Genomic DNA, 24,286 nt, shown 5'->3' on the forward strand with positions numbered 1-24,286 from the left:
GTTTTGGCTGTTTTACAGGTTTTATGGTACTATTCTCTTTTCTATGACCGCCGCTCTGCAATCGTTTCCGACCGATGAAGCTTTTCAATTATATCGTCGTTATTCTCGATTGTCAAGTTCTTTTTCAAAGTTTTTTTTGGAGGCGCCACCCAGATTTGAACTGGGGGTGAGGGTGTTGCAGACCCGTGCCTTACCACTTGGCTATGGCGCCGTATTAAATTGGAGCGGAAGACGAGATTTGAACTCGCGACCCTCGCCTTGGCAAGGCGATGCTCTACCACTGAGCCACTTCCGCTAATAATGGTGGTGCCCAAAGGCGGAATCGAACCACCGACACGAGGATTTTCAGTCCTCTGCTCTACCGACTGAGCTATTTGGGCATATAAATAATGTAGTTTTGCTTGTCTTCAATCGTTTCGGCAACACATTTGTCTGCCTAACTAAGTGATTCACACCAAATCAAAGATTTGGGTTCTCTACTTGCGACTGAGCTAACTAGCATGTGAATTAATCGTGTTAAACGTTTAAAGTCCGTTGCATGACTTTACTACGCCGTGGTTAATTACCCAATAATTGGAATGCTCCATTAACCTTGGGGTAGCAGTGAATTGCTATTCATATTTTGTTACTTCTTATTGGATCATATTCTCATCGAAAACTCTTCTCATCCAGAACTTAATGTTTACAATTATCTCTCATTTTGCCTTATTATAATTTAAAGGAAGCAAACTGTCGATAATTGCATAAGCGATTCACACAAAAATGTCCTCTCACTACGTTCGTGCATTTTTGGTTCCCTGCTTATATGGCGACCTGGAAGAGACTCGAACTCTCGACCTCCAGCGTGACAGGCTGGCATTCTAACCAACTGAACTACCAGGCCGCATGTATAAAAATGGTGGTCGCAACAGGGCTCGAACCTGTGACCCCCTGCTTGTAAGGCAGGTGCTCTCCCAGCTGAGCTATGCGACCATCAGTTGAGATACAAGTGTTATTATACGGCTGTAAAAACTAATTGTCAACTATTTTATTGAATTTTTATAGATTATTTATCTTTTTTCTGCAATGACCTGAATACGCTCGCCTTCATTGCTGCCTTGGAGGAAAGTTCCGAAATCATAATACTTCATATTTTTAAAACCTATGTTGGTCAAGCAACGATGGATGTCTTCAATGGTATAGAAATATTGAACCTGGGTCTCCTCATGACGATTGTAGGTTCCATTCTTGTTTTTTTCGAAAAATGTCAGATTGAAATGCATGGCGTTTTGAGCAAAATCAGGTTCGTTTTCCCAAACACAGAAAATATCATCCAGGTCATAAACATAGGTATTGTCCATGATCGTTTTTTTGTATTTGGTCACCGTATTCACATCAAAAAGCAGAATCCCCTCGCTTTCCAGACATTCAAAACTGCTCAGAAAAAAGCTCTGTAAGGCTTCCAGATCAGGCAGATAGTTGACACTATCGCAGCAGGAAATAACAGCATCGAAGGTTTGATTGATCTGAAAATTACTCATATCACCCAAATAGAACTGAATATTTTTGAGTCCCATCCGATCTGCTTTTTCATCTGCCACTGTCAGCATCGCTTCTGATAGATCCACCGCTGTCATATTCAGCCCCTTTTGAGCCAGATTGCAGGTAATATTCCCTGTCCCGCAACCAAATTCTAAAACGGTTTTGATGTCTCGCTTGCTATTAAAAAACAACCGCTGTACATAATCGGACCATTTTGAATAATCTATTTCTTTCATCAGTTCATCATAAACCTGTGCAAATTCTTCGTACATATTAGTTCTCCTGTTTAATAATTTTTTGAATAGTTTATAAATTTAAGTGACGCTTCCAGCCCCTTTAATAAGACCGTCTCGTCAAAATTGAAATCTGAAGTATGCAAATTTTTATTATAACCTTTTTCTTCGTTACCGGTTCCCAACCCAATATATAAGCCCGGTACTTCTTTCTGAAAATAGGAAAAGTCCTCAGATAACATGACTTTTCGAAATCTGACCCTGTTCTCCAGCGGGATCAGTTCTTTAAAAATATCATAAAGTTTTTCGCTGTTAATAACGGGTGGGTACATTTCGACAAATTTCAGATCAATATGACAGCCATGGGTTAGTTCAACCCCTTTGATGACTTCCTCAATCCGTTGATGCAGTTTCGCATGACTTTTATCGCTAAAAGAACGAATGGTTCCCCCAAGCTTAACCTCATCTGCCACAACATTCACTCGTGTTCCACCGTTGAGCAGACCAATTGAGATAACCACACTTTCCATGGGATTAGTGTTCCGACTGACGATACTCTGGAGGCAGGTGATCAGCGAGGCGCTTGCGACGATGGCATCCATTGAACGCTGCGGTTCAGCAGCATGCCCACTGACGCCATGTACGGTGATAAAGAACTCGCTGTTCTGCCCCATCATCGGCCCGGCTTTTGTCCCCAGCTTGCCTTCCTCGAGAAACGGAAAAAGATGATAGCCGAAAACAGCTTTGACCGGATATTTTTCAAAGATCCCTGCATCAATCATCGGTTTCGCGCCTCCGGGCCCTTCTTCTCCGGGCTGAAAGATCAACAACACACTTCGCTTGCGTTGATCGGGAAAATCAGCCAGATATTTTGCCAACAGCAGATTCATGGTCATATGACCGTCATGTCCACAGGCATGCATCCACCCCGGATGGCAGGAAACATAATCGTGATCAGCTTCTTCCAGAATACAAAGGGCATCCATATCGGCGCGAAAAGCAATGGCATCATCATCGCTTTGTCCTCTTATATATAGAATAAGACCGGCCTCACAAACTATTTCCGGTTGATATCCCAAGTTTACCAGATAATTGATCAGGTAAGCCTGGGTTTTTTTTAAATCGAATCCCTCTTCCGGAATGCGATGGAGTTCGCGCCGCAGTCGTATCGCTTCATCTTGATAATTTTTTACTAGCTCACTATATTGCATTGTATTCCTTCTTATATTCCTTCTTTGTATAAAGCTCTTCCAAACTCTAACCTATCATACCTGATAAATTAGTATCGCACAATGGTTAACGTACCGTCATGGTGTAAGTGTTGCCATAATTTTCCTCATCAAATACAAACGCATCTTTTAAACCACTGGTGACAACGATCTTGTTTTCATTGGTGATAAAAATAGCCTCCACGTCCGGCAGCGCTTCAACCTTTTTTAAACCTTCATCAAGCCCCAATAAAAACAGCGTTGTCGACAGACTGTCGGCATCTACAGAAGCTTCGGTAACCACGGTTACCTGAATCAGCCCTGAATCAGCCGGATAACCGGTAAATGGGTCTAAAATATGATGATACCGTTTCCCAGCCGCATCTGTAAAATAGCGCTGATAATCCCCAGAAGTTACCACCGAGCCATCTTTGAGGGATAAGACCCCAAGGTATCCATTGCCTGGATTAAGAGGATCTTCAACGCCAACCCCGAAATCGCTGTTATCGGCTTTTCCGCCCATCACCAGCACATTTCCGCCAAGGTTGACGATGGCATGCTCCACCCCTTCTTCTTGCAGAACCGCCATCACCTCATCGGCGATATAACCTTTAGCGATGGCGCCGAGGTTTACCACCATCCCCGTATCGGTTAAATATACCGACTGATCGACGGAATTCAAAACAATTTTAGTGTAATCAGTTTTTGCTTTCGCTACAGTGATTGCTTCCAGCGATGGAGCTTCTTTTGTTTCCGGGGAGTGAATACCCCAGAGATCCACTAACGGACCGATCGTCACGTCGAAATATCCGCCGGAATTTTGGGAATACGCCAGACTCTTTTCGATGATTTTGTAGGTATCTTCGGATACGGTAACTGGCTTGATTCCGGCATTTTCTTTAATTAATCCCAGATCACTGCCCGCTTCAAAGGCGGTCAGGCTACTGTTTAATGCGGCAATCCGTTCAAAAGGTTTGTCCAACAGACTCTCGTCGGACTCCCCATAAAGAGTAATACTGACAAAGGTGTCCAGTAAAAAATCACTGCGGGACACCGTTTTCCCCTGTTCACAGCCTGATAAGATTACCATCAGCAGTAAGACGGCAACACCAATACCAGTGACTTTCCATTTCTGTTTTTTCACACTTAATTGATTCATTTATTACACCAGATCCTTTAACAAATATATGTATTATATCAAAGTCTCTGAAAAAAAGCATAAAAAATGGTAAAGTCTTTACCATCCGCTATTTTTCAGATAGAATAAGAGCGTTATTAATTACTACTTAAAGAGGTCTCCATGAAAAAAAACGAACTCATTATTATCATCGGCTTACTTGCCGCCAGTTTAATCGGCATTGCCGCTTTTTATTTAGTCAACGCAACCAATGAGCCGCTTTCGGTTCGAGTCACCCGCCAAGGTGAAGTTGTTGCCGTTTTACCGCTCTCCGAAGATCACACCGAAACCTTTGCTGATGCCGCCGGTTCAAATACGCTTGAAATTTCTGGCGGAACTGCCAAAATGGTGGAGGCTGACTGTCCCGACCATATCTGTGTCAAGACCTATCCGATTTCCAGCCCCGGAGAAACTATTGTGTGTCTGCCGCACAAACTGGTGGTGGAAGTCATCACCGGTGAATCCTGATGAATTCTAAAGCCTACCGCCTGGTTGTTCTCAGTCTATATGTGGCCATGGCCCTGATTCTCAGCTATATTGAAAGTTTAATTCCACTGCCACTGCCGATTCCCGGAGCCAAAATCGGCCTGCCCAATATTATCACCCTGGTCTCGCTGCTGACCCTGGGTTGGCCGCTGACCATGTTGGTGGTGATTGCCCGGATATTTTTATCAGGATTCATGTTTGGTGGCGGCTTTTCGATCGTCTACAGCCTCGGCGGCGGCCTGTTAAGTCTACTGGTGATGAGCCTGCTGCTTCACTTTTTTAAAGATAAAATATCGATCATCCTGGTCAGTGTTTTCGGTGCCATTACCCACAATCTGGGTCAGGTCATTGTTGCTGCCATTGTCGTGCAAACCACCAGCCTGCTGCTGTATTTTTTGTTCCTGATGCTGCTGGCCATCCCTACCGGGCTATTTATCGGCATTACCGCCCGGGAGCTCATGCGTCTACTTAACAAAACCACCATCTTCTCAAAACTGAACCTGCCTCAAAAAAAATAGCCAGTCATCACTGACCGGCTATTTTTTTAAGCGATAAATCAGTACCGACAATTGTTACATCATGTTGTACGCATCGGAGCGGACACGGCGATAGCCTGTCCGATTCCGCAGCGAACAACAGATTAACAATTGGTCGGTACGGGAGTTAAGCAGCAACCTCTATTGATCTTTATATTTTGGCAATTGGATCTTAAATTCGGTTCCTTCGCCAACCTGGCTGGATACGACGATCGTACCGCGATTGTTATAAACAATATGTTTAACAATGGCCAAGCCCAGACCAGTGCCGCCTTTTTCCTTAGAGCGACTCTTGTCAACTCGATAAAACCGTTCAAAGATCCGATCAACATCCTTCTCCGGAATCCCGTAACCATGATCCCGGACTTGAATGGTAATCTCTTCTGTTTGCTCGGATAAGGTAACTTCCACCCGCTGCCCCGGTTCCGAATACTTGATGGCGTTATCAATGAGATTAATCATCATTTGCCGAAATTCATCCGCCACAAACTCCAATTCAATCGATTCTTCGCCGTTTAATACCAGGGCCATGTCTTTAGCTTCGGCACTCAGTTTTAAAATATCAAAAATCTGCATAATTTCAGTATCAGTACGCAGTAATTCAAACTTTCTGTCAAATCCCCCCTTATTTTCCAGCTGCGACAAAACCAGGATATCGCTGACCAGTCGGCTGAGACGATCGCTTTCTTCGTAGATAATGGAATAAAACCGTTCCAGGGTTTTGGGATCTGTGATTTGATTCACTTGTATGGTTTCAATAAAACCTTTGATGGTGGTAATCGGCGTTTTTAGCTCATGAGATACATTGGCTACAAAGTCCCTGCGCATTTTTTCCAGATTTTTCAGTAAGGTAATATCCTCAAAAATAATGATATGACCGTTGATGTTATTATTTTCTTCAATCTGATTAATATAGACCCGTAATACCTGGTTTGAATGAATCCGCGATTCGAAACTTGTTTTTTCGCACGCGTCATTTTCCAGATAGGTCATCAGTTCCAGAATAAACGACTCCCGATACACTTCCAGGATATTTTTCCCGATCACCGCTTCTTTCATGGGAATCCGTAATACCTTGCGCGCCGCTTCATTTAAATGGACGATGTGATTTTTTTTATCAATCGCGATGACACCATGGTTCATATTGGATAAGATGGATGTCAGCTCAGCATTCTTCTGGTTCATCTCGGTAAATGAGTTATTCAATTGAACCGACATCTGATTGAGCGATTCCACCAGTTCCCCGATCTGATCCTCCCGGATCATCGTGAGCTGCTGTCCATATTTTCCCGATGCTATTTCTCTGGCAAAGACAGAAGCGTCTTCCAGCGGTTGCATCTCCCGATTGATAAAATAATTAATCAACAGAGTTGTTGCCAGAATTGTCGTTAATATCACAAAAATGATATTGTTGATCATTTCAAACATGGCATCATCCATTGCATTCACCGGCATTGAAATTCGCAATACTGCCGCAACCGCTTTGTCTTCATCAAAATAAGGAGTGGCGACATAAATCATTTCATCCTTAATAGTATTGGAAAAACGAACCTCCGTTGTTTCATTTCCTGCTAATGCACCTAGAATTTCAGGTCGATTTTTATGGTTTTCTAAATCACCCAGACCCTGAACCGATTCATAGGTTACATCACCTTTACTGTTGATAATTGTCATTCGCACATTGGTGCTTTTGGCAAAATTATTCAGATCTACTTTGTTTCCGGTTTCCAGAAAATCCGGTAGTAAATAACTCATGATATAATTACTGCTTTTTTTAATATTATTCTCAGTGTCGGCATAATAGCTCTGACGATAATTGATCGTGGTAAATAAACCACAGATCGCAATGCTGACAATGATAATGACTGTCAGTGAAATGGACAGGCGTTTCTTCATAACACTCTCCTATTTCTCAATGAAACGATAGCCAACCCCGCGAACGGTTTCGATATATTTTTTGCCATCTTCGGATTGTTCCTCGATTTTTTTTCTTAAATACCGGATATGGACATCGACGGTGCGGGTCTCGCCATAATAATCAAATCCCCAGATCTGATCCAGTAATTGATCCCGGGTCAAAACCTGACCGCGGTGTTTGGCTAAAAACACCAGCAATTCATATTCTTTAAGAGTAAGTGCCAGTTTTTCCCCATTTTGATAGACTTCAAAAGCCTTTGGTTCGATCAGCAAATCACCCACCACAATGGTTTCATCTTCTTTTGATAGAAGAATTTCGGTCCGTCTTAAAACCGCCTTGACCCGGGCACAGAGTTCTTTTACCCCAAAGGGTTTGGTGATGTAGTCATCTGCCCCAATTTCCAATCCCAGGACCTTGTCAAATTCTTCACTTTTGGCAGTCAGCATAATAATCGGTATATAAGAGATGATGTTATTAGCCCGGATCTCCCGGCAAATGCTGATGCCGTCTTTTCCTGGCAGCATCAGATCCAGAATGATCAAATCCGGCAAAACATCCAGTATCTTTTCAATGGCCATAGCACCGTCCTGGACACCGTCCACTTCAAATCCAAGAGTTTCCAGGTTGAATTTAATTAATTCATATATATTTAACTCATCTTCTATTATCAGTATTTTTTTCATCTTGACTCCTTGTTTTTTTAGGTAATGAAATTATATCACATCCTGAAATGCTATTATGTAAATTTTTGATTAAATTGTAAACTATTACATAATTCTGAAAACGTTATAGGAAAAATAATGATTGTATTCTTTGTTTTATCTCCATATAATAAATTTATCACATATAATCCTTTATCTCTAAATGAATTACTCCCCTTTTTCATTTAGAAAAACGAGCTGTTTCTTCTGAAGCGGTTCTTTTTTTTGCAAAATTCATAACCAAAAAGACTGACCATGGCGGCCAGTCTTTTTTTGATTCATATTATTTAATTTTCTAATTCTTCCGATCCAGATTCCGTTTGGCAGTTTCCATCATCAGTTTGATACGATTTAACTGATTGACTTCGCTGGCGCCCGGATCGTAGTCGATGGGGGCAATGTTGGAAAGCGGATATTTTTGGCGGATCGGTTTGATCATCCCTTTTCCCATCACGTGATTGGGCAGACAGGCAAAGGGTTGGACGCAAACAATGTTTTCCACCCCATCATCGATCAGCTCCATCATCTCAGCGGTGAGGAACCAGCCTTCACCGCCCTGATTTCCCAGTGAAATGAGTTCCTGGGCTTTTTTTGCCTTTTTCTCAATGGTCGACGGGGCATGGAAGTGAGTGCTGGCATTCAGGGCAAGCTTCATGTTTTTTCGGGAAAACTCCAGCAGTTTAATAATCAGTTTGGCACTCTTCATCGATTTCCGTTTACCTGACAGTTCTTCATATTTAAAGACCTGGTTGTAACAACAGTACAGGAAGAAGTCCATCAGGTCCGGCATGACCACCTCGGCGCCTTCGGCTTCCAAAACGGCCTGGAGGTTGTTATTGGCGGTGGGATGGTATTTTACCAGAATTTCGCCGACGATGGCAACCTTGGGCAGTTTTTTATCGATTCGCGGCAGGGCATCAAATTCATTGACAATGGCCCGGACGTTTTCTTTGAAATCCCGGAGATTGCCATTTTTCATCCCCGCTTTTATTTTTTTGCGCCAGTGTTGATATAGTTCTTCGGTTGATCCCGGATGCAGTTCATAGGGGCGGGTGCCGCTGACCACCCGTTGCAGCAGATCGCCATAGACAATCCCCACCAACAGTCGGGTTAACAGTGGCAGGCTGAGCTTGAACCCGGGATTCTTTTCGAGACCGATGGCACTCAGGGAAATAACCGGAATTTGCGACATCCCGGCTGATTCCAGGGCTTTTCTGATAAAAGCCACATAGTTGGAGGCCCGACAGGGTCCCCCGGTCTGAGTCATTAACACCGATACATTGTCAAGATCATATTTCCCCGATTTCAGGGCTGCCATAATCTGGCCGGTGGTAATAATCGTCGGATAACAGGCATCGTTATTAACATAGGTTAACCCTTCGTCAATGGCGGCATTGTCCACGCTGGGCATAACCTCGATATGATAACCATACTTCTCCATGGCCTCTTCCAGAAAGTCAAAATGGATCGGGGACATCTGGGGAGCCAGCAGGGTATGTTTCTTTTTCATCGCTTTGGTAAAGACCACCCGTTGTTTCATCGGGGTTGGCGCTACGACAATATTATTTTTCTCCCGTTCGATCATCGCCGCTTTTAGCGAGCGCATGCGGATTCGGATGGCTCCCAGATTGTTGACCTCGTCAATTTTAATCAGGGTATAAATATTCCCATGGCTTTCCAGGATCTCCTGGGTTTGCTCCGAGGTCACCGCATCCAGACCGCAGCCAAAAGAGGTCAGCTGCACCAGCTCCAGAAAATCATGCTGGTTGACCACCTCAGCCGCCTTATATAAGCGACTGTGATATTTCCACTGATCCAGAACCCGGAAGCGCTCATTCTCTTTGGGATGATAGAGATGGGCGATGGCGTCTTCGGTGAGTACGGCCATGTCCAGACCGGTAATAATATGATCCAGACCATGATTGACCTCCGGATCGATATGATAGGGCCGACCAGCCAGGACGATACCCTTTTGCCCGGTTTCTTTTAAATAGGCAATGGTTTCTTCCCCTTTTTTCTCCATATCCCGGCGGAAGGCATCTTTTTCAGCAATGGCGGCATCCATAGCCTCGGTAATTTCCAGCCGATTGATGCCGTAAACACCAAAAATTTCGGCCAGCCGTTCTTCCAGGCGCTGATCATTATCAAAGGGCAGGAACGGATTTAAGAAGTTAATGCCGGCCTTCTGGACATCATCCTGATTATGTTTGATCGTCTCCGGATAGGACATCACAATCGGACAATTGTACCAGTTATCAACGTCGTCAAATTCTTTTTCCTCATAGGGAATACAAGGATAGAAAATTAGACTGATGCCCTGATCCAGCAGTGCCTGAATATGGCCATGGGCCAGTTTAGCTGGATAACAGACTGACTCCGAGGGGATACTCTCCATCCCTTTTTCATAAATCTTGCGGTTCGATTCCGGGGATAACACCACCCGATAGCCCAAATGGGTAAAAAAGGTATGCCAGAAGGGATAATTTTCATAGAGATTTAACACCCGGGGGATCCCGATACTACCCCGGGGCGCTTCGCCTTCAGCCAGTGAGGGATAATTAAAAATCCGCTGATACTTGTATTGATAGAGATTGGGCAGATCGGCATTTTTTTTGACATTTCCTTCGCCAATCTCGCAACGGTTTCCGGTGATGTGGCGGCTGCCATCGTTAAAGCGGTTAATCGTCAGCAGACAATTATTGCTGCAGCCGCCACAGCGTTTGTGGCCGACTTCCACCTGAAAATCATCCAGCGCTTCTAAATCCAAAAGATTACTGCGTTCCCCGGAGACATAGTTCTCCCGGGCAATCAGGGCTGCCCCAAAGGCTCCCATCAGGCCAGCGATATCCGGACGGACAACATCTTTTTCAGTGATTTTTTCAAAGGTCCGCAACACTGCCTGGTTGTTAAAGGTGCCCCCCTGAACGATGATATGTTCGCCCAGTTCTTTGGGATTGTGGATTTTGATAACTTTCTGTAAAGCATTCTTGATGACCGAATAGGACAGACCCGCCGAGATATCTCCGACTTCGGCGCCTTCTTTCTGGGACTGCTTGACCTTGGAATTCATAAAAACAGTACAACGGGTTCCCAGATCCACCGGGTTTTCCGCCATCAGTGCCGCTTCCACAAAAGCATTCATGTCAAGATCCAATGATTTGGCAAAGGTCTCCAGAAAAGAACCGCAACCCGAGGAGCAGGCTTCATTGAGAATGATGCTATCGATGGTGCCATTTTTAATCTTCATGCACTTCATATCCTGACCACCAATGTCGAGGATAAAATCGACCTCGGGACAGAAATATTTGGCCCCCTTATAATGGGCGATGGTTTCAATTTCGCCGATGTCAATTTTTAAGGCTTTTTTGATCAGGCTTTCACCATAACCGGTAACCGTTGACTTGGCGATATAGACATCGGCCGGCAGGGATCCGTAAATTTCTTTGATAATTTTAATCGATTGGGCCAGAGGACTGCCCTCGTTACCGCCATAATAACTGTATAGTAAAGCGCCGTCATTATCGATCACAACCGCCTTGGTGGTGGTGGAACCGACATCAATCCCTAAAAAGCAGCCGCCGCTATGGTCTGCAAGAGCCTTTTTGACGACCTGATTTTTATCATGCCGGTCCCGGAACTGCGTAAGCTCTGCCCGGTTTTTAAACAGCGGTTCCAGACGACCGACTTCATTTTCGGAAACTGAATCCAGGTTTTCGACGGCCTTAACCAGCTCAGCCAGATGCATTTTGTCTTCTTTTTCAGCCGAATAGGCCGCTCCCATGGCAACAAAGAGATTGGACTTGGCCGGGAAAATAATCTGTTCCTCAGTCAGTTTCAGGGTTTCGATAAACCGTTGTCGCAGTTCCGACAGAAAATACAACGGTCCCCCTAAAAAAGCCACATTCCCCCGGATCGGATGGCCGCAGGCCAATCCGCTGATGGTCTGGTTGACCACTGCCTGAAAAATTGAGGCGGCGATATCCGCTTTCTCCGCCCCTTCATTAATCAGCGGCTGAATGTCCGTTTTTGAAAAAACGCCGCATCGGGAAGCAATCGGATAAATCATCGTGTGGGTTTTGGACAGTTCGTTGAGTCCCTCTGCATCGGTTTTTAACAACGTCGCCATCTGATCGACAAAGGCGCCGGTTCCGCCGGCACAGGTGCCGTTCATCCGCTGTTCGATGGTGCCGGTAAAAAAGGTGATCTTGGCATCTTCGCCGCCCAGCTCAATGGCGACCTCAGTTTTGGGAATGACCCGATCCACCGCCAGGGTGCTGGCCACCACTTCCTGAACAAAGGGGATGCCCAACCATTGGGAGATCATCAGCCCGCCAGAACCAGTGACACAAACCCGGGCCTCCAAATCCCCCAGTTTTTGATAGGTTTCTTTTAATAGATTGACGATGGTGACCTTGATATTTGATAAATGACGTCGGTATTCTTCATAGATGATTTCGTTTTGATCGTCGATAACCACTACTTTTATAGTCGTGGAGCCGATGTCGATGCCCATTTTATAATTGCTTTTCATTGTTTTTTATGACCTCTTCTCTAACATGTCGGTTGCGATCTTATTTGATCTTATCTGAATTTATTCATACGATTGATATAAGGGTTTTACCCGACGATATAATTGCTTGTATAGTTTATTATAGATTTCTGAATATTTTATTGTATTTTCCGGGTTGGGTTCAAAGATCCGGGATTTCCGAATCATCGCCGCACCGGCGGCTTGAATATCGGGATAATGGTTTAAGCCGACAAAGGTGGCGATGGCAGCACCCAAACCAGTGGTTTCATAGGTCTGCACCCGGTAAACCGGCCGGTTTAGAATATCAGCCATGATCTGCGCCACCCCGTTACTGCGAGATCCGCCGCCAGACAGGCCAACGGCCTGAATCGGTACCTTTGTTTTTTGTTCAATCAGTTCCAGCCCTTCCAATAAGGCATAGCCCAGACCTTCGATGATGGCCCGGTAAATATGTCGTTTATCATGACCCTCACTAAAACCCATAAAGGTTCCCCGGGCTTCGGGCCGAAAGGCTTCGCGCCCCCAGTAAGGCTGATGAATCAGACCATCCGCTCCCGGCAGGGTGGTTTCCAGATAGCCCTCCAGAATCTCATGGACCGCTTGGGGATCAGACTGATCAAGAAATTCTCGGACATACCAGTCCACCATCCAAAAACCGTGATAAATCGTGACCTCGGGATTGTAGGCATCATTCTCCACCGCCGCAAAGGAGGGGTAAAAGGGATACAGCTCCACATATTTTTTGGTCGTAATTTCCACCGTGGCTTGGGTTCCCAGGGAAATGCTGGCAATATCCGGGATTAATGCCCCGACGCCAATTGTCTCACAACCCTTATCAGTCCCTGATGCCACAATCGGCAAACCCAATGGCAGGCCAGTGATTTCGGCGACTTCGGCAGTCAGGTGACCAATGACTTCGCAGGAGTCGGTCAACTCATAGCATTTTTCCGGCTCGACCTGAATAATCTGCGTTTTTACATTATACTTACCGCACCACTGCTTCTTTTTGGTATCAAAGGGCAGATGGCCGGCGGTATTGGAACGGCTGTCGGCTATTTTCCCGGTTAAGCGACTCAAAAAATAGGTCGAAAGAAAAACGACCTTGTAGGTTTTTGCCCATATTTCCGGTTCCTGAACCTTGATCCAATTGACATGAGCGGTCTGACTGAATGATTTGGCAAAAGCGCTGAAACCGATACACCTAAAAAGCAGCGCATATGGCCAGGGATAGGGCAGCGGTTCTGCCAATTCCCGGCGATCCAGCCAACTGATAAAATTGCGCAGGGGTTCTCTTTTTTCATCCACAACCGTGATGACGTCCCGCTGACAAGACACGGTCATCCCCTGGATTGTCAAGAACAGTGCCGGGTCTTTAGTCTTGAGCTCCTGAACCACCTTAACCAGTGCCTTCCAGAACATTTCCGGTGACGCTTCCTTCCACTGGAAATGCTTTGAATAATAACCCTTAAATAATTCTTCACTTTTGGCCAGTTCATTGCCCAGCTCGTCAAAAAGAATACCCCGGAGTCCTCTGGTGCCGCAATCGATGGTCAGAACCGTGTTCTTTTTTGAGATGCTTTTTTCATTGTTGTTCAAAATCCATTCTCCCGACATCAACTCATTTCCTATCATTATACCAAATAGTTGCGCCGTGTAAAACAAAAAGCGTTGAATAAAAAGAATTATCTTTTTATTCAACGCCTAGTTTATCGCATAACTAACGTACCGACCAATTGTTAATCTGTTGTCTGCTGCAAGCTCGGACAGGCTCTGCCGTGTCCGCCTTGATGCAGACAACATGATGTAACAATTGTCGGTACTACTTCATGTGCTTTTTTACAGTAAGTATTTTTTTATCAACATTAATTACTTTTGTCTATAATTGATTTTATAGTTTGATGTCTTTGAAATCCTTGACCTGTTTGGTGATGGCAATTTCGGTTGGCAGCCGTTCGATGCTGGATGCTCCGAAGAAGCCGCAGACGCCTTTGGTCCGATCGAGGACATATTTAGCATCTTCTGGTTCGGCCACCGGACCGCCATGGACAATGACCATAATGTCAGGATTAATCGCTTTTCCGGCGTCACAGATTTCCTGGGTCAGCTTGACGCAATCATCCAGAGTTTTTGACGTCCCGGCCCCGATACTGCCTTTGGTTGTCAGACCCATATGGGCAACCAGGACATCGGCTCCGGCCCGGGCCATTTTTTCGGCCTCTTCGACGTTAAATACATAGGGCGTGGTGACCAGATCCAACTCATGAGCTTTCCTGATCATCTCTACTTCCAGATCATAGCCCATATTGGTTTCTTCCAGGTTTTGTCTAAATACCCCATCGATTAAACCTACTGTAGGGAAATTCTGAACCCCGGAGAACCCGACTTCTTTGACCTGTTTTAAGAACATTTCCATATCTCTAAACGGATCAGTTCCGCAGACCCCGGCCAGCACTGGCGTATCTTTGACAATCGTCACTACTTCTCGGGCCATGTCCATGACAATGGCGTTGGCATCTCCATAGGATAGCAACCCGGCTAAAGAACCCCGGCCAGCCATCCGGTAACGACCGGAATTATAAATAATAATCAGATCCACGCCACCGGCTTCAGCACATTTGGCCGAAATCCCGGTACCGGCCCCGGCACCAACCACCGAAATCCCTTTGGTTTCCTGTTCTCGTAACCGTCTTAACACTTCTTCTCGTTTTATTGCCATGTTATTTTCTCCTTCACTCTTTTCGTTTCTATCCTTCGATCATTGAAATTAATTTTTTCGCCATTGCCAGAGCAAAGACTTCGTCATTGATATCAGTATCCATTTCCACCAGTTCGACTTTGTCTTCGATATTGGCCCGTAATTGTTTAAACAATTCGGCATCTTCGGCTGGGCCGTAGAATGGTGCTCCTTCGACATCAATGGCCGAAACACCTTTTAATGGCAGGAATAAGGCAACCGGTCCGGTGGCCATATTCAACTTGTTGGCGATGATTTTCCCCATCTGGGAGCACTCAGAAGCGGTGGTTCGCATCAGGGTGACGCTGGCATTATGTTTATAGAGGTTTCTGTCTTTATATTTTTCCGGAACGGTTTCAATTGCTCCAAAATTGACCATATCCAATGCGCCGACCGAAACAACTTCGGGGATTCCGGCTTTGGCAGCAGCTTCCAGGCGAGTTGGCCCGGCCGTGAAGACGCCGCCAGCCACCTCATCGCACCATTCGGTGGTGGTCGCATCGAAAACTCCTTTGATAAAGCCGGCTTCAATCAGACTTTCCATGGCCATGCCCCCGGCACCGGTGGCGTGGAACACCAGTACCTCATAGCCCCGATCTTCCAGATATTCTCTGGCCGCGGTGACACAGGGTGTCGTGACCCCAAACATCGTCGCTGCTATCAGTGGTTTTTCTTCTTTAAGTTCAGGAATATCAAAGCTGGCCATCCCGGCAATGGCATTGGCAGCATTTGCCAGAATGTGATTGGAGATACTGTTGATACCGGAAATATCGACCACTGAGTACATCATGGTGATATCTTTTTCTCCCACATAGGGACGGGTATCGCCCGAGGCCACGGTGGATACCATAATCTTCGGCACGCCTACCGGCAGACTTCTCATCGCAAAGGTGCCGATCGTGGTTCCGGCTGATCCGCCCAGACTGATGACCCCATCAACCTTACCATGGTCATAGAGATCTTTGGTAATTTTTGCCGCTCCAGCCATCATCACGTCAATGCCCAGGCCCCGATCATGCTGTTTTTGCAGTTCTGCGAGTGTTGATCCCCCGGCAATGGCGACGGCTTCACTGGTGACATCCGGCACAAATAAGGGCTCACCGATAACCCCACAATTGACGGTGGTGGTACTGAGACCCCGCTTTTCAATCAATTCTTTAATAAACTGGAATTCATGACCCTTGGTATCAAAGGTCCCTACTATTAACACATTTTTCATTCCATGCCCCCCTTGAATTTATTTTTTTGATTAGCTTTTCTTGTTTTATTAACTCGCAAGGTTTGTGCCAATAATTTGAATCGGCAAAACCGTTGTTACAGCCAATCTAAATCCGGGGGTGGGAAAGCCCTTTCCCAGTCAAATGAGAACTGGGCAATATTTTCCCGCTTTGAGTAAATATTGCCCAGTTCTTTACTCCATGGATTCCTGGTCTTCCATGGACAAATTAAATTTGATTATTTTATTGTAAAGGGTTCGCCGGGAGATGCCGATCCGGTTGGCTGCTTCAGTGCGATTCCATTGACAGGCTTTGAGAACGCCCAGAATATACGTACTTTCCAGGTGCTCCTTACTGGTGGCCAGCAGGTCTGAACCCAATTGATCATATGTCTGAGGTTTAGCTACAGACTTTGCTTTATGCACTTCTTCCACCACCATATCATCCCGACGGATATATTTACCTTCGCTGAGGATTACCGCTCTTTCCAGGACATGCTTTAACTCCCGGACATTCCCGGGCCAGGCGCATTCCATCAGATAGGCCATCGCGTCCGGAGCCAGCCGTTTTTCTTCCAACTGGTACTTCGTTTTAAATTCTTCCAAAAAGCGATTGCAGAGCAGCGGAATATCCTCGGTATGCCGGCGCAGTGGTGGCGTATTGATTTCCACCACATTCAGCCGGTAATAAAGATCCTCCCGGAAATGATTAGCTGCCACTGCCTGTTTAATATCGACATTGGTGGCGCAGACGATCCGCACATCGACATAGATGGTTTTCTCGCCGCCCACCCGCTCAAATTCCTGCTGCTGAATAATCCGCAGCACCTTCGCCTGAAGATCCACATCCATTTCACCGATTTCATCCAGAAATAGGGTGCCATGATTGGCCAGTTCAAATTTCCCCAGCCGCCGTTTATCCGCTCCCGTAAAGGCGCCTTTTTCATGGCCAAACAACTCGCTTTCCAGTAAGTTAGGCGGCAAAGCAGCACAATTCACCTTAATCAGCGGACCCAGACAACGTTTACTGTTAAAATGCAGCGCCTTGGCCACCAGCTCTTTTCCCGTTCCGCTTTCGCCCTGAATTAACACATTGACGTCCTTATCGGCCACCTTATTGATCAGTTCGTACATATCCTGCATGATCACGCTTTGACCAACAATTTCGTCAAAGCCCCGCTTTTTTAGCAGTTCTTTCTTGAGATGCTTGTTTTCCTGTTTTAATTTATAATAATTTTTAAACTTATCCGTCGTTTCCGATATCGCCAGCTCGGTGGGAATCCGTTCAAAGCTGGAGCCGCCGATGTAACCGATGGTCTGGGAATTTTTATAAAAATAATAGGCATCCTCCGGGGAATTAATGGGGCCGCCATAAATCATCTTATAGGTTTGGGGATTGATCTCATCCACGGCCGCAAAAATGGCTTCCGTCATTTCCAGACATTCGTTAATGGTGGAAAAAACCTTGCCGGATTTCTCGCCGCCCCGGGTCCAGCCAAAATGGGCACAGATCACGTCCACACCCACCCGGGTCATTGCTCGGGCCTGTTCTTCATCAAAGACAAAGGCAATCGTAAAAAGATTGGCTGCTACCGCTTTTTCCATAAATTCAATCTCCTGGTCATAGCCCAACCCCTTCTCCTCCAACCATTCCCGAAATTGGCCGTCAACCAGACCAATGGTAGGAAAATTATTGACCCCGCTGAAGCCCAGGTCCCGGACTTTTTGGATCAGTTCCTCATGGCTATAATTGGGATCAGTGGCGTTAATCCCACAGATCACGGCCCGGTCTTTAAGTTTGGGCAGTATTTCCCGGCTCGAAAAGTCAAACACCAGCTCATTGCTATTGGCAAATGGCATCATACACCCAATCGAAGGAATACCTGCCGATCGGAACCGCCCGGCACTGAGCGCCAGCAATAAATCAGCCCCGCCCTTAACCGCCTGCTTGGCAAAAAGCCCGGATCCCACCGCCACCCCAATCACCGGTTTATTCATCTTCAAACTATTCTGAATCATTTTTTCGATGGCTTCTTTTTTCTTCATGGTCTTCTCCCACTCACATCAATCTGACCTTATTATACAGCCCCATCTCAAAAAACGCAAAAAGACTATTGCAGTGTTCTGCAATAGTCCCAGACTGTCAAAAAAGATAACCCAGTACCGACAATTGTTACATCATGTTGTACGCATCGGAGCGGACACGGCGAAGCCTGTCCGATTCCGCGGCGAACAATAGATTAACAATTGGTCGGTACGGTAGTTTAGCGACAACCTCAGACTATTGCAGAGTCCTGCAATAGTCCTTACTTACATTTGTGATTTACTAAATCTATAAGCCGAGTTCTGTTTAAATAGTCATCTATCTCGATTTATTGTTACCAATAAATTCTAGCGACCTACCATAGGACAACGACGAGCAGCCGTCTTTCAAGGTCCGTTCTTGGTCTTGCTCCAGGTGGGGTTTACATAGCCGATGTGTCACCACACCGCTGGTGAGCTCTTACCTCACCCTTTCATCCTTACCATTGCTGGCGGTATACTTTCTGTTGCACTTGCCTTAGAGTCGCCTCCACCGGGTGTTACCCGGCACCATGCTCTGAGGAGCTCGGACTTTCCTCAACCGGATTGCTCCGGGTGCGACTATCTGATTTACTAAATCACTGTAGTATACACTGTCTGCTCTTAAACTTCAAGCATTTTTTCACTTTGATATCTAATAATTCACAATAAAATCGTTGGAAGATTCAGCCACGATCATTTCCGGGCAGGCATCTGCCAGGCTCGCTGTCAGGATTTGCTGGAAGCAATCAGTTACCCATTTCTCGGTGCCGTAATGGCCGGCGTCCAGGACCCAGATATTGTTTTCCAGGGCCCGCTGGCCGTCGTGGTGCTTGAGGTCACCAGTGATCAGCACATCGGCTCTTTTGGCTTTGGCCAGACCAATCATGTCCGCCCCGGCACCGGAACATATGGCCACCCGACGAACGATATCCGGCATCTTGCCAGCCCCTCTTAAAGCGGCCAGACTCAACCGCTCTTTAGTATGAACTATGAAATCCGCGGCCTCCATCGGTTGACTTAACACGCCAATTTTTCCCAACCCGTTTTCATTGATCAGCGCACCATTTTCCAGGGCGATGACGTCATAGGCCATTTCTTCATAAGGATGATTTCTTTTTAGCGCAGCAATCAGGTTCTTTAAATCACCTGCGGCCACGATGGCTTCAATCCGGTCTTCGGAAACACTGGTCAGTTTATTGAGATCACCAACATAAGGGTTGGCCCCCTCCAGCGGACGGAAGGTACCAGTACCGGATGAGCGATAGGTGCAATAATCATAATCACCGATTGCTCCGGCTCCATTTTTCCCCAGCACCTCAATGATTTTCTGGCTGGCTTCCACCGGCGTAAAAACCACCAGCTTGTAATAAGCCGTCGGATTGGACGGTTCCAGGGTTTTGATCTTCTCCAGCCCGATGATCTCAGCCAGATAATGATTAAGCCCTTTGGCCGCCTTGTCCAAATTGGTATGGGCTACATAAACAGCAACATCATTTTTGATCAGCTGAGTAATAACCTGACCCTTTTCCCCGTCAGTTGACAAGGTTTTTAAGCCATTAAAAATAAACGGATGATGGGCAATAATCAGATCTACCTTTTTTGAGACGGCTTCTGCTACCACCCCGGCGGTGATATCCAGGGTCAGCAGCACGCGCTTGATCAGTTGTTGCCGGGACCCCACCTGCAGACCCACATTATCCCAATCTTCGGCCAGTTTTTCCGGAGCGTGGGCTTCAATTGTTTGGATGATTTGATTTAGTTTGACAGACATTTTCTCACCTCATTCAGTTTTTCAATAAACATACTACTTTCCTGAAATTGTTTCGTCGCCACCGCCGTGGTTTTTCCCCGGGTACTCCTGATAATCTGCTGCTCCAGAAAGATCTTGCGATCGATCAGAGCGATCAGCAGCGGATGCTTATGGGCGTAAAATTCAAAACCCAATTCGTATTCCAGGGGATTGGTAACAGTCATCGCTCCCGGTTCAGCAACCATTATCTCGTAAACCCGATCACCTTCCCGGGCCAGCTCTTCTCTGATGATACGAAAACCGGATGCTTCCAGATATTTACGCAGCACCGCCTGATTATTCATCGGCTGGAGCACCAGCTTTTTCTTCTGTCTGGCCACATCTGGTTGAGCTTCCAGCAGGTCCCGGATCAGCAGCCCCCCCATGCCAGCCATCACGACGACGTCAACCTCCCCGGGTTTAAGCACAGAAAGACCCGAACCAAGTCGGGTCTCTATCTGCTTTTCCAGTTGTTGTTCATCGATAATTTTTTCAGCTTTTTTAAGCGGCTGTTGGTTGGTGTCACTGGCGATTGCGCGGGAAACCAGTTCGTTTTCCACCAGGTACACCGGTAGATAACCATGGTCAGTACCAATATCGGCCATGGAATCGACTCCGGCCACACAGCCGGCAATTACCTCAAGCCGTGGACTTAACTTAATCTTCATTTTAGGTTAGATAATCCTTTAATTTCTTGCTGCGACTGGGATGTCTCAGTTTGCGTAAAGCCTTGGCTTCAATCTGACGGATTCGTTCACGAGTGACATTGAACTCTTTGCCGACTTCTTCCAGCGTCCGCGCCCGGCCATCATCGAGACCAAAACGCAAACGTAGCACCTTTTCTTCCCTTTCGGTCAGGGTGTTCAAGACCTCAATCAGTTGTTCTTTGAGCAGTGCATAGGAGGCAGCTTCGGCTGGTGCCGGAGCATCTTCATCAGGAATGAAATCGCCCAAATGGCTATCCTCTTCTTCCCCGATGGGAGTTTCCAGGGAAACCGGATCCTGAGCAATTTTCTGAATTTCGCGAACCTTTTCTTCAGAGAAGCCCATTTCCTTACCGATTTCTGCCGGGGTCGGTTCGCGTCCATATTCCTGTAACAATTGTCGGGAAACCCGGATCAGTTTATTAATGGTCTCGACCATATGCACTGGAATCCGGATGGTTCTGGCCTGATCGGCAATCGCCCGGGTAATCGCCTGGCGAATCCACCAGGTGGCGTAGGTACTGAATTTAAAACCCTTAGTATAGTCGAATTTCTCAACCGCCTTGATCAAACCCAGGTTTCCTTCCTGGATCAAATCCAGAAACGACATCCCCCGTCCCACATAACGTTTGGCTATACTGACGACCAGACGTAGGTTGGCTTCGGCCAATTCTTTTTTGGCGGAATCGTCGCCGGCTTCCATCCGACGGGCCAGGGCCATTTCTTCATCACCGGTTAATAATGGCACCTTACCGATTTCTTTCAGGTATAAACGAACTGGGTCATTGACGCTGACCGAGTCGGCCAGCTCGATTTCTTTCTGGTTTTCTTCTTCAAGTTCAGCGGCTTCCAGGGCTTCCAGTTCGAGGTCGGTAAAGGCGATTTCGATTCCTTCTTTTTGCAGGTACAAATAGATGGAATCAATTTCTTCGGGATCGAGATCCGCCTTATCGAGAATTTCTTCAAAATCGTGGTTATTTAAATTTCCTTTTGATTTTCCGCGTTTTAACAGCTGCTGCACTTCCGGCATCAGCTCAATTGCGACTTTTTCGATTTCAATGATGTCGTCGTCAATATCTATGATCGCATCGTCGGTTTTTGCTTTCTCTAGTTTCATTTTAGTGCCTCCCGTTTTCTTTCATCATTTTCTTAATCTCTATGAATTGATTGGTGAGCCTGGCCACCTCATCGTCGTTACCATTGGTTGATTCTCTTTTTATTTGTTCAGAAAGTCGGTCAAGCTGGGCTTCATTATAAAAACGATTCATTATTTCCAAAGCATCTTGATAATCTGACCGGGAGACTTCATCCTCGTTCATCATGAACTCAACTATTTTTTTAACTTCTTCTGAATCTTCAAAATGTGACATAATCTGATTGACTTCAATCCTGGTCCCTGTTTTCCGCTTCTCTGAAAGGGTTCTGAACAGATCCTGATAAAAAGGATCGGTCAGATGGTTGATCGGAAACTCATCGATGACTTCTGGTGTTTTTAAACAAAAGCGGATTGCCAATTCCTGAGCTTTTTTATATGCTTTGGGAATCTTGTGCGGAACTACTTCGCTAGGGGTTGGCTCCAACAGCTGGGAAGGATTGGCGGATTGTCGGGTTTTTGACCGCATCACCTCGCGACGAATCACTTCCTGATTGATTCCCGTTTCGCCGGCAACCATTTTGCTGTAATAATCAATTTCTACTGATGTTTCAAGCTGTCTTAATATCTTAATTGCCTCATTGCCATAGCGGAGCCTGCCGTCCGTCTGGGACAGATCGTTGTGGCTTTTTAATAATTCCAGCTCGTACTCAACAATGGTTAAGGCCTTGGCAACAAAGTCGGCAAATCCCTGCTGACCATATTTCTGGACAAAGGAATCGGGATCCTCATTTATCGGCAAGTTTAATATTTTAACATTTAAACTGGTCTTTTTCAAGATATTCATGGCTTTTTCAGTTGCCGATTTCCCGGCGCTGTCACCATCAAAGGCAATAATCACATCATTGGCATAGCGTTCCAGAATTTTTCCATGAAACGGCGTAAAGGCCGTCCCCAGTGCTGCCACGGTATTCCGGATCCCTTTTTCATATAAGGAGATCACATCCATATAACCCTCTACGATCAAAATTTGCCCTGCATCTAAAAAGTTTTTGCAATGATTCAGATTATAGAGCTCATAGCTTTTGGAAAAAATCGGGGTTTCCGGGGAGTTAAGGTATTTGGGTCCGTTTTGTCCGGTTGTCATCAGGCGACCACCAAACCCGACAATCTGTCCTCGGGGATTAACAATCGGGAACATAATCCGATCGCGGAAGCGATCATAATGTCGTTTGCTTTCCGAGGCCAGAACCAGACCCGAATCCAGCATTTCCGCTATGGTGAAGCCTTTAGTTGTGAGAAAATCGGTTAATCGGCTCCAGTCTTCACTGGCATAACCCAAACCAAATTCGCGGATCGTTTCCTGACTGATCCCGCGCTGCAACAGATATTCCCGGGCCGGTCGATCGGTTTTTAAAACCTTGTAATAATAATTGGCTGCTTCCCGGTGCAGTTCATAGAGTCGCTTCTTTTTTTCATAGGCCTGGTGGTCTTCCTGCTGGTTCTGCTTTTCCGGCAAAATCATGTTGACTCGCGCGGCCAAAAATTTGAGGGCATCCACAAAGGGCAGTTTTTCCATTTCCATAATAAAGGTAATCACATTGCCGCCCGCGCCACAGCCAAAACAATGATATAACTGTTTTTCGCGGGAAACTGTAAACGACGCTGTTTTTTCATTATGAAAGGGACATTTACCTTTATAAGAATTACCCACCCGTTTCAAGGTCATATAACCCGAAGCGACATCCACAACATCATTTGCCTCGATGACAGATTGTATCAATTCTTCGGAGTAGTAAGTTGTCATTAGTGTTTTCCTTTTTTTAATAAAGTCTTGACTTTTAAGGGTCTATTATCTCTATTCTAAGTAAAATTCAATTCTCCTTTTTTTAATATCCTTTATTTTTAAATTTAAACAAAAATAAAGTTTCATTAATCTTTAAAATATCAATATCAATGGATAAAATGGAATTTTCGGGGTATTTATGAAATTAATAACAATATTATTTAGAAAGAGGTATTTTTATGGAAAAGAAAAAAGTTATTGAAATCATTCATGAAAAAGTCAAAGTAGCCAATTACGATGATTATGGCAAAGCCGTTATCAGCATGGATGATGTCGGCGACGGCCAGATGATTATGGATGTGCTTGAAGATTTAAAAGCAGATAGTACCTTCGATTTTGATTTTGACATGGACAAAATGTTGTTAACGGTTCATAACCCCGAAGATGATCTGGATGGATTTATCAGACGACACCCATCCCCCCAAAAATGTAAATAAAATTGACCTCAAAAGACCACGCCTGGTGGTTAATTCCCTTATAAAAAAGCTCCATTGGATTAGACCAATGGAGCTTTTTTGTGATCCAACGA

The 24,286-nt window shown here is 45.6% G+C and carries 17 protein-coding genes, 5 tRNA genes and 1 other RNA gene; 3 read left to right on the top strand and 20 right to left on the bottom strand.

Going from position 1 to position 24,286, the window contains the following annotated elements:
* Positions 1-137 precede the first annotated feature (137 nt).
* The 8 genes from ABGU93_RS03670 to ABGU93_RS03705 all read right to left on the bottom strand — a co-directional run bounded on the left by ABGU93_RS03670 (position 138) and on the right by ABGU93_RS03705 (position 4,121).
* Positions 138-211, bottom strand: a tRNA-Cys gene (locus ABGU93_RS03670).
* A gap of 9 nt (positions 212-220) precedes the next feature.
* Positions 221-295 (bottom strand) — tRNA-Gly (locus ABGU93_RS03675).
* Between the two features lie 9 nt (positions 296-304).
* A tRNA-Phe gene (locus tag ABGU93_RS03680) sits at positions 305-380 on the bottom strand.
* 426 nt (positions 381-806) lie between these two features.
* A tRNA-Asp gene (locus ABGU93_RS03685) sits at positions 807-883 on the bottom strand.
* Between the two features lie 13 nt (positions 884-896).
* A tRNA-Val gene (locus tag ABGU93_RS03690) sits at positions 897-972 on the bottom strand.
* 77 nt (positions 973-1,049) lie between these two features.
* Positions 1,050-1,793 (bottom strand): class I SAM-dependent methyltransferase, encoded by a 744-nt coding sequence (locus tag ABGU93_RS03695; RefSeq protein ID WP_186894953.1) that lies wholly within the window; start codon positions 1,791-1,793, stop codon positions 1,050-1,052.
* 14 nt (positions 1,794-1,807) lie between these two features.
* Entirely contained in the window at positions 1,808-2,965 is a 1,158-nt protein-coding gene (locus ABGU93_RS03700) for a M20 family metallopeptidase (protein ID WP_347412156.1), read from the bottom strand.
* Between the two features lie 85 nt (positions 2,966-3,050).
* Positions 3,051-4,121 carry an FAD:protein FMN transferase gene (locus ABGU93_RS03705; RefSeq protein ID WP_347412157.1) on the bottom strand — a complete coding sequence of 357 codons (1,071 nt, stop codon included), beginning with the start codon at positions 4,119-4,121 and terminating at the stop codon, positions 3,051-3,053.
* 141 nt (positions 4,122-4,262) lie between these two features.
* Between ABGU93_RS03705 and ABGU93_RS03710 the strand changes: the two genes are divergently transcribed.
* On the top strand, positions 4,263-4,607 hold the full coding sequence (locus tag ABGU93_RS03710) for a NusG domain II-containing protein (RefSeq protein WP_347412158.1): 345 nt from the start codon (positions 4,263-4,265) through the stop codon (positions 4,605-4,607).
* Positions 4,607-5,143, top strand: coding sequence for a Gx transporter family protein (locus ABGU93_RS03715; protein ID WP_347412159.1), 537 nt, complete (start codon positions 4,607-4,609; stop codon positions 5,141-5,143). The genes ABGU93_RS03710 and ABGU93_RS03715 overlap by 1 nt, the downstream gene beginning before the upstream one ends.
* A gap of 159 nt (positions 5,144-5,302) precedes the next feature.
* On the opposite strand, the gene ABGU93_RS03720 is transcribed toward ABGU93_RS03715, so the two are convergent.
* The 12 genes from ABGU93_RS03720 to dnaG form a co-directional block, all read right to left on the bottom strand.
* Positions 5,303-7,057, bottom strand: coding sequence for an ATP-binding protein (locus tag ABGU93_RS03720; protein WP_347412160.1), 1,755 nt, complete (start codon positions 7,055-7,057; stop codon positions 5,303-5,305).
* 9 nt (positions 7,058-7,066) lie between these two features.
* On the bottom strand, positions 7,067-7,762 hold the full coding sequence (locus ABGU93_RS03725) for a response regulator transcription factor (RefSeq protein ID WP_347412161.1): 696 nt from the start codon (positions 7,760-7,762) through the stop codon (positions 7,067-7,069).
* A gap of 313 nt (positions 7,763-8,075) precedes the next feature.
* Complete coding sequence (locus ABGU93_RS03730; protein ID WP_347412162.1) at positions 8,076-12,311, bottom strand: acyl-CoA dehydratase activase-related protein; 4,236 nt, start codon at positions 12,309-12,311, stop codon at positions 8,076-8,078.
* A gap of 60 nt (positions 12,312-12,371) precedes the next feature.
* Entirely contained in the window at positions 12,372-13,907 is a 1,536-nt protein-coding gene (locus ABGU93_RS03735) for an FGGY-family carbohydrate kinase (RefSeq protein ID WP_347412163.1), read from the bottom strand.
* A gap of 292 nt (positions 13,908-14,199) precedes the next feature.
* Complete coding sequence (locus tag ABGU93_RS03740; protein WP_347412164.1) at positions 14,200-15,027, bottom strand: phosphoenolpyruvate hydrolase family protein; 828 nt, start codon at positions 15,025-15,027, stop codon at positions 14,200-14,202.
* Between the two features lie 28 nt (positions 15,028-15,055).
* Positions 15,056-16,264 (bottom strand): Tm-1-like ATP-binding domain-containing protein, encoded by a 1,209-nt coding sequence (locus ABGU93_RS03745; RefSeq protein WP_347412165.1) that lies wholly within the window; start codon positions 16,262-16,264, stop codon positions 15,056-15,058.
* A 192-nt stretch (positions 16,265-16,456) separates the two neighbouring features.
* Positions 16,457-18,307 (bottom strand): phosphoenolpyruvate hydrolase family protein, encoded by a 1,851-nt coding sequence (locus ABGU93_RS03750; protein ID WP_347412166.1) that lies wholly within the window; start codon positions 18,305-18,307, stop codon positions 16,457-16,459.
* A 273-nt stretch (positions 18,308-18,580) separates the two neighbouring features.
* Positions 18,581-18,920, bottom strand: an RNA gene (gene rnpB, locus ABGU93_RS03755) — RNase P RNA component class A.
* 57 nt (positions 18,921-18,977) lie between these two features.
* Entirely contained in the window at positions 18,978-20,096 is a 1,119-nt protein-coding gene (locus ABGU93_RS03760; RefSeq protein ID WP_347412167.1) for a Nif3-like dinuclear metal center hexameric protein, read from the bottom strand.
* Positions 20,081-20,782 carry a class I SAM-dependent methyltransferase gene (locus ABGU93_RS03765; protein ID WP_347412168.1) on the bottom strand — a complete coding sequence of 234 codons (702 nt, stop codon included), beginning with the start codon at positions 20,780-20,782 and terminating at the stop codon, positions 20,081-20,083. Before ABGU93_RS03765 ends, ABGU93_RS03760 begins: the two co-directional genes overlap by 16 nt.
* Position 20,783: 1 nt before the next feature.
* A complete protein-coding gene (gene rpoD, locus ABGU93_RS03770) occupies positions 20,784-21,848 on the bottom strand; it encodes an RNA polymerase sigma factor RpoD (protein WP_035355961.1) in 1,065 nt (354 codons plus the stop codon).
* An 88-nt stretch (positions 21,849-21,936) separates the two neighbouring features.
* On the bottom strand, positions 21,937-23,718 hold the full coding sequence (gene dnaG / locus ABGU93_RS03775) for a DNA primase (RefSeq protein WP_347412169.1): 1,782 nt from the start codon (positions 23,716-23,718) through the stop codon (positions 21,937-21,939).
* A gap of 218 nt (positions 23,719-23,936) precedes the next feature.
* On the opposite strand from dnaG, the gene ABGU93_RS03780 reads away from it, so the two are divergent.
* A complete protein-coding gene (locus tag ABGU93_RS03780) occupies positions 23,937-24,194 on the top strand; it encodes a hypothetical protein (RefSeq protein WP_347412170.1) in 258 nt (85 codons plus the stop codon).
* Positions 24,195-24,286 lie beyond the last annotated feature (92 nt).

This window comes from Acetobacterium sp. (assembly GCF_039830195.1).
Taxonomy (GTDB): Bacteria; Bacillota; Clostridia; order Eubacteriales; family Eubacteriaceae; genus Acetobacterium.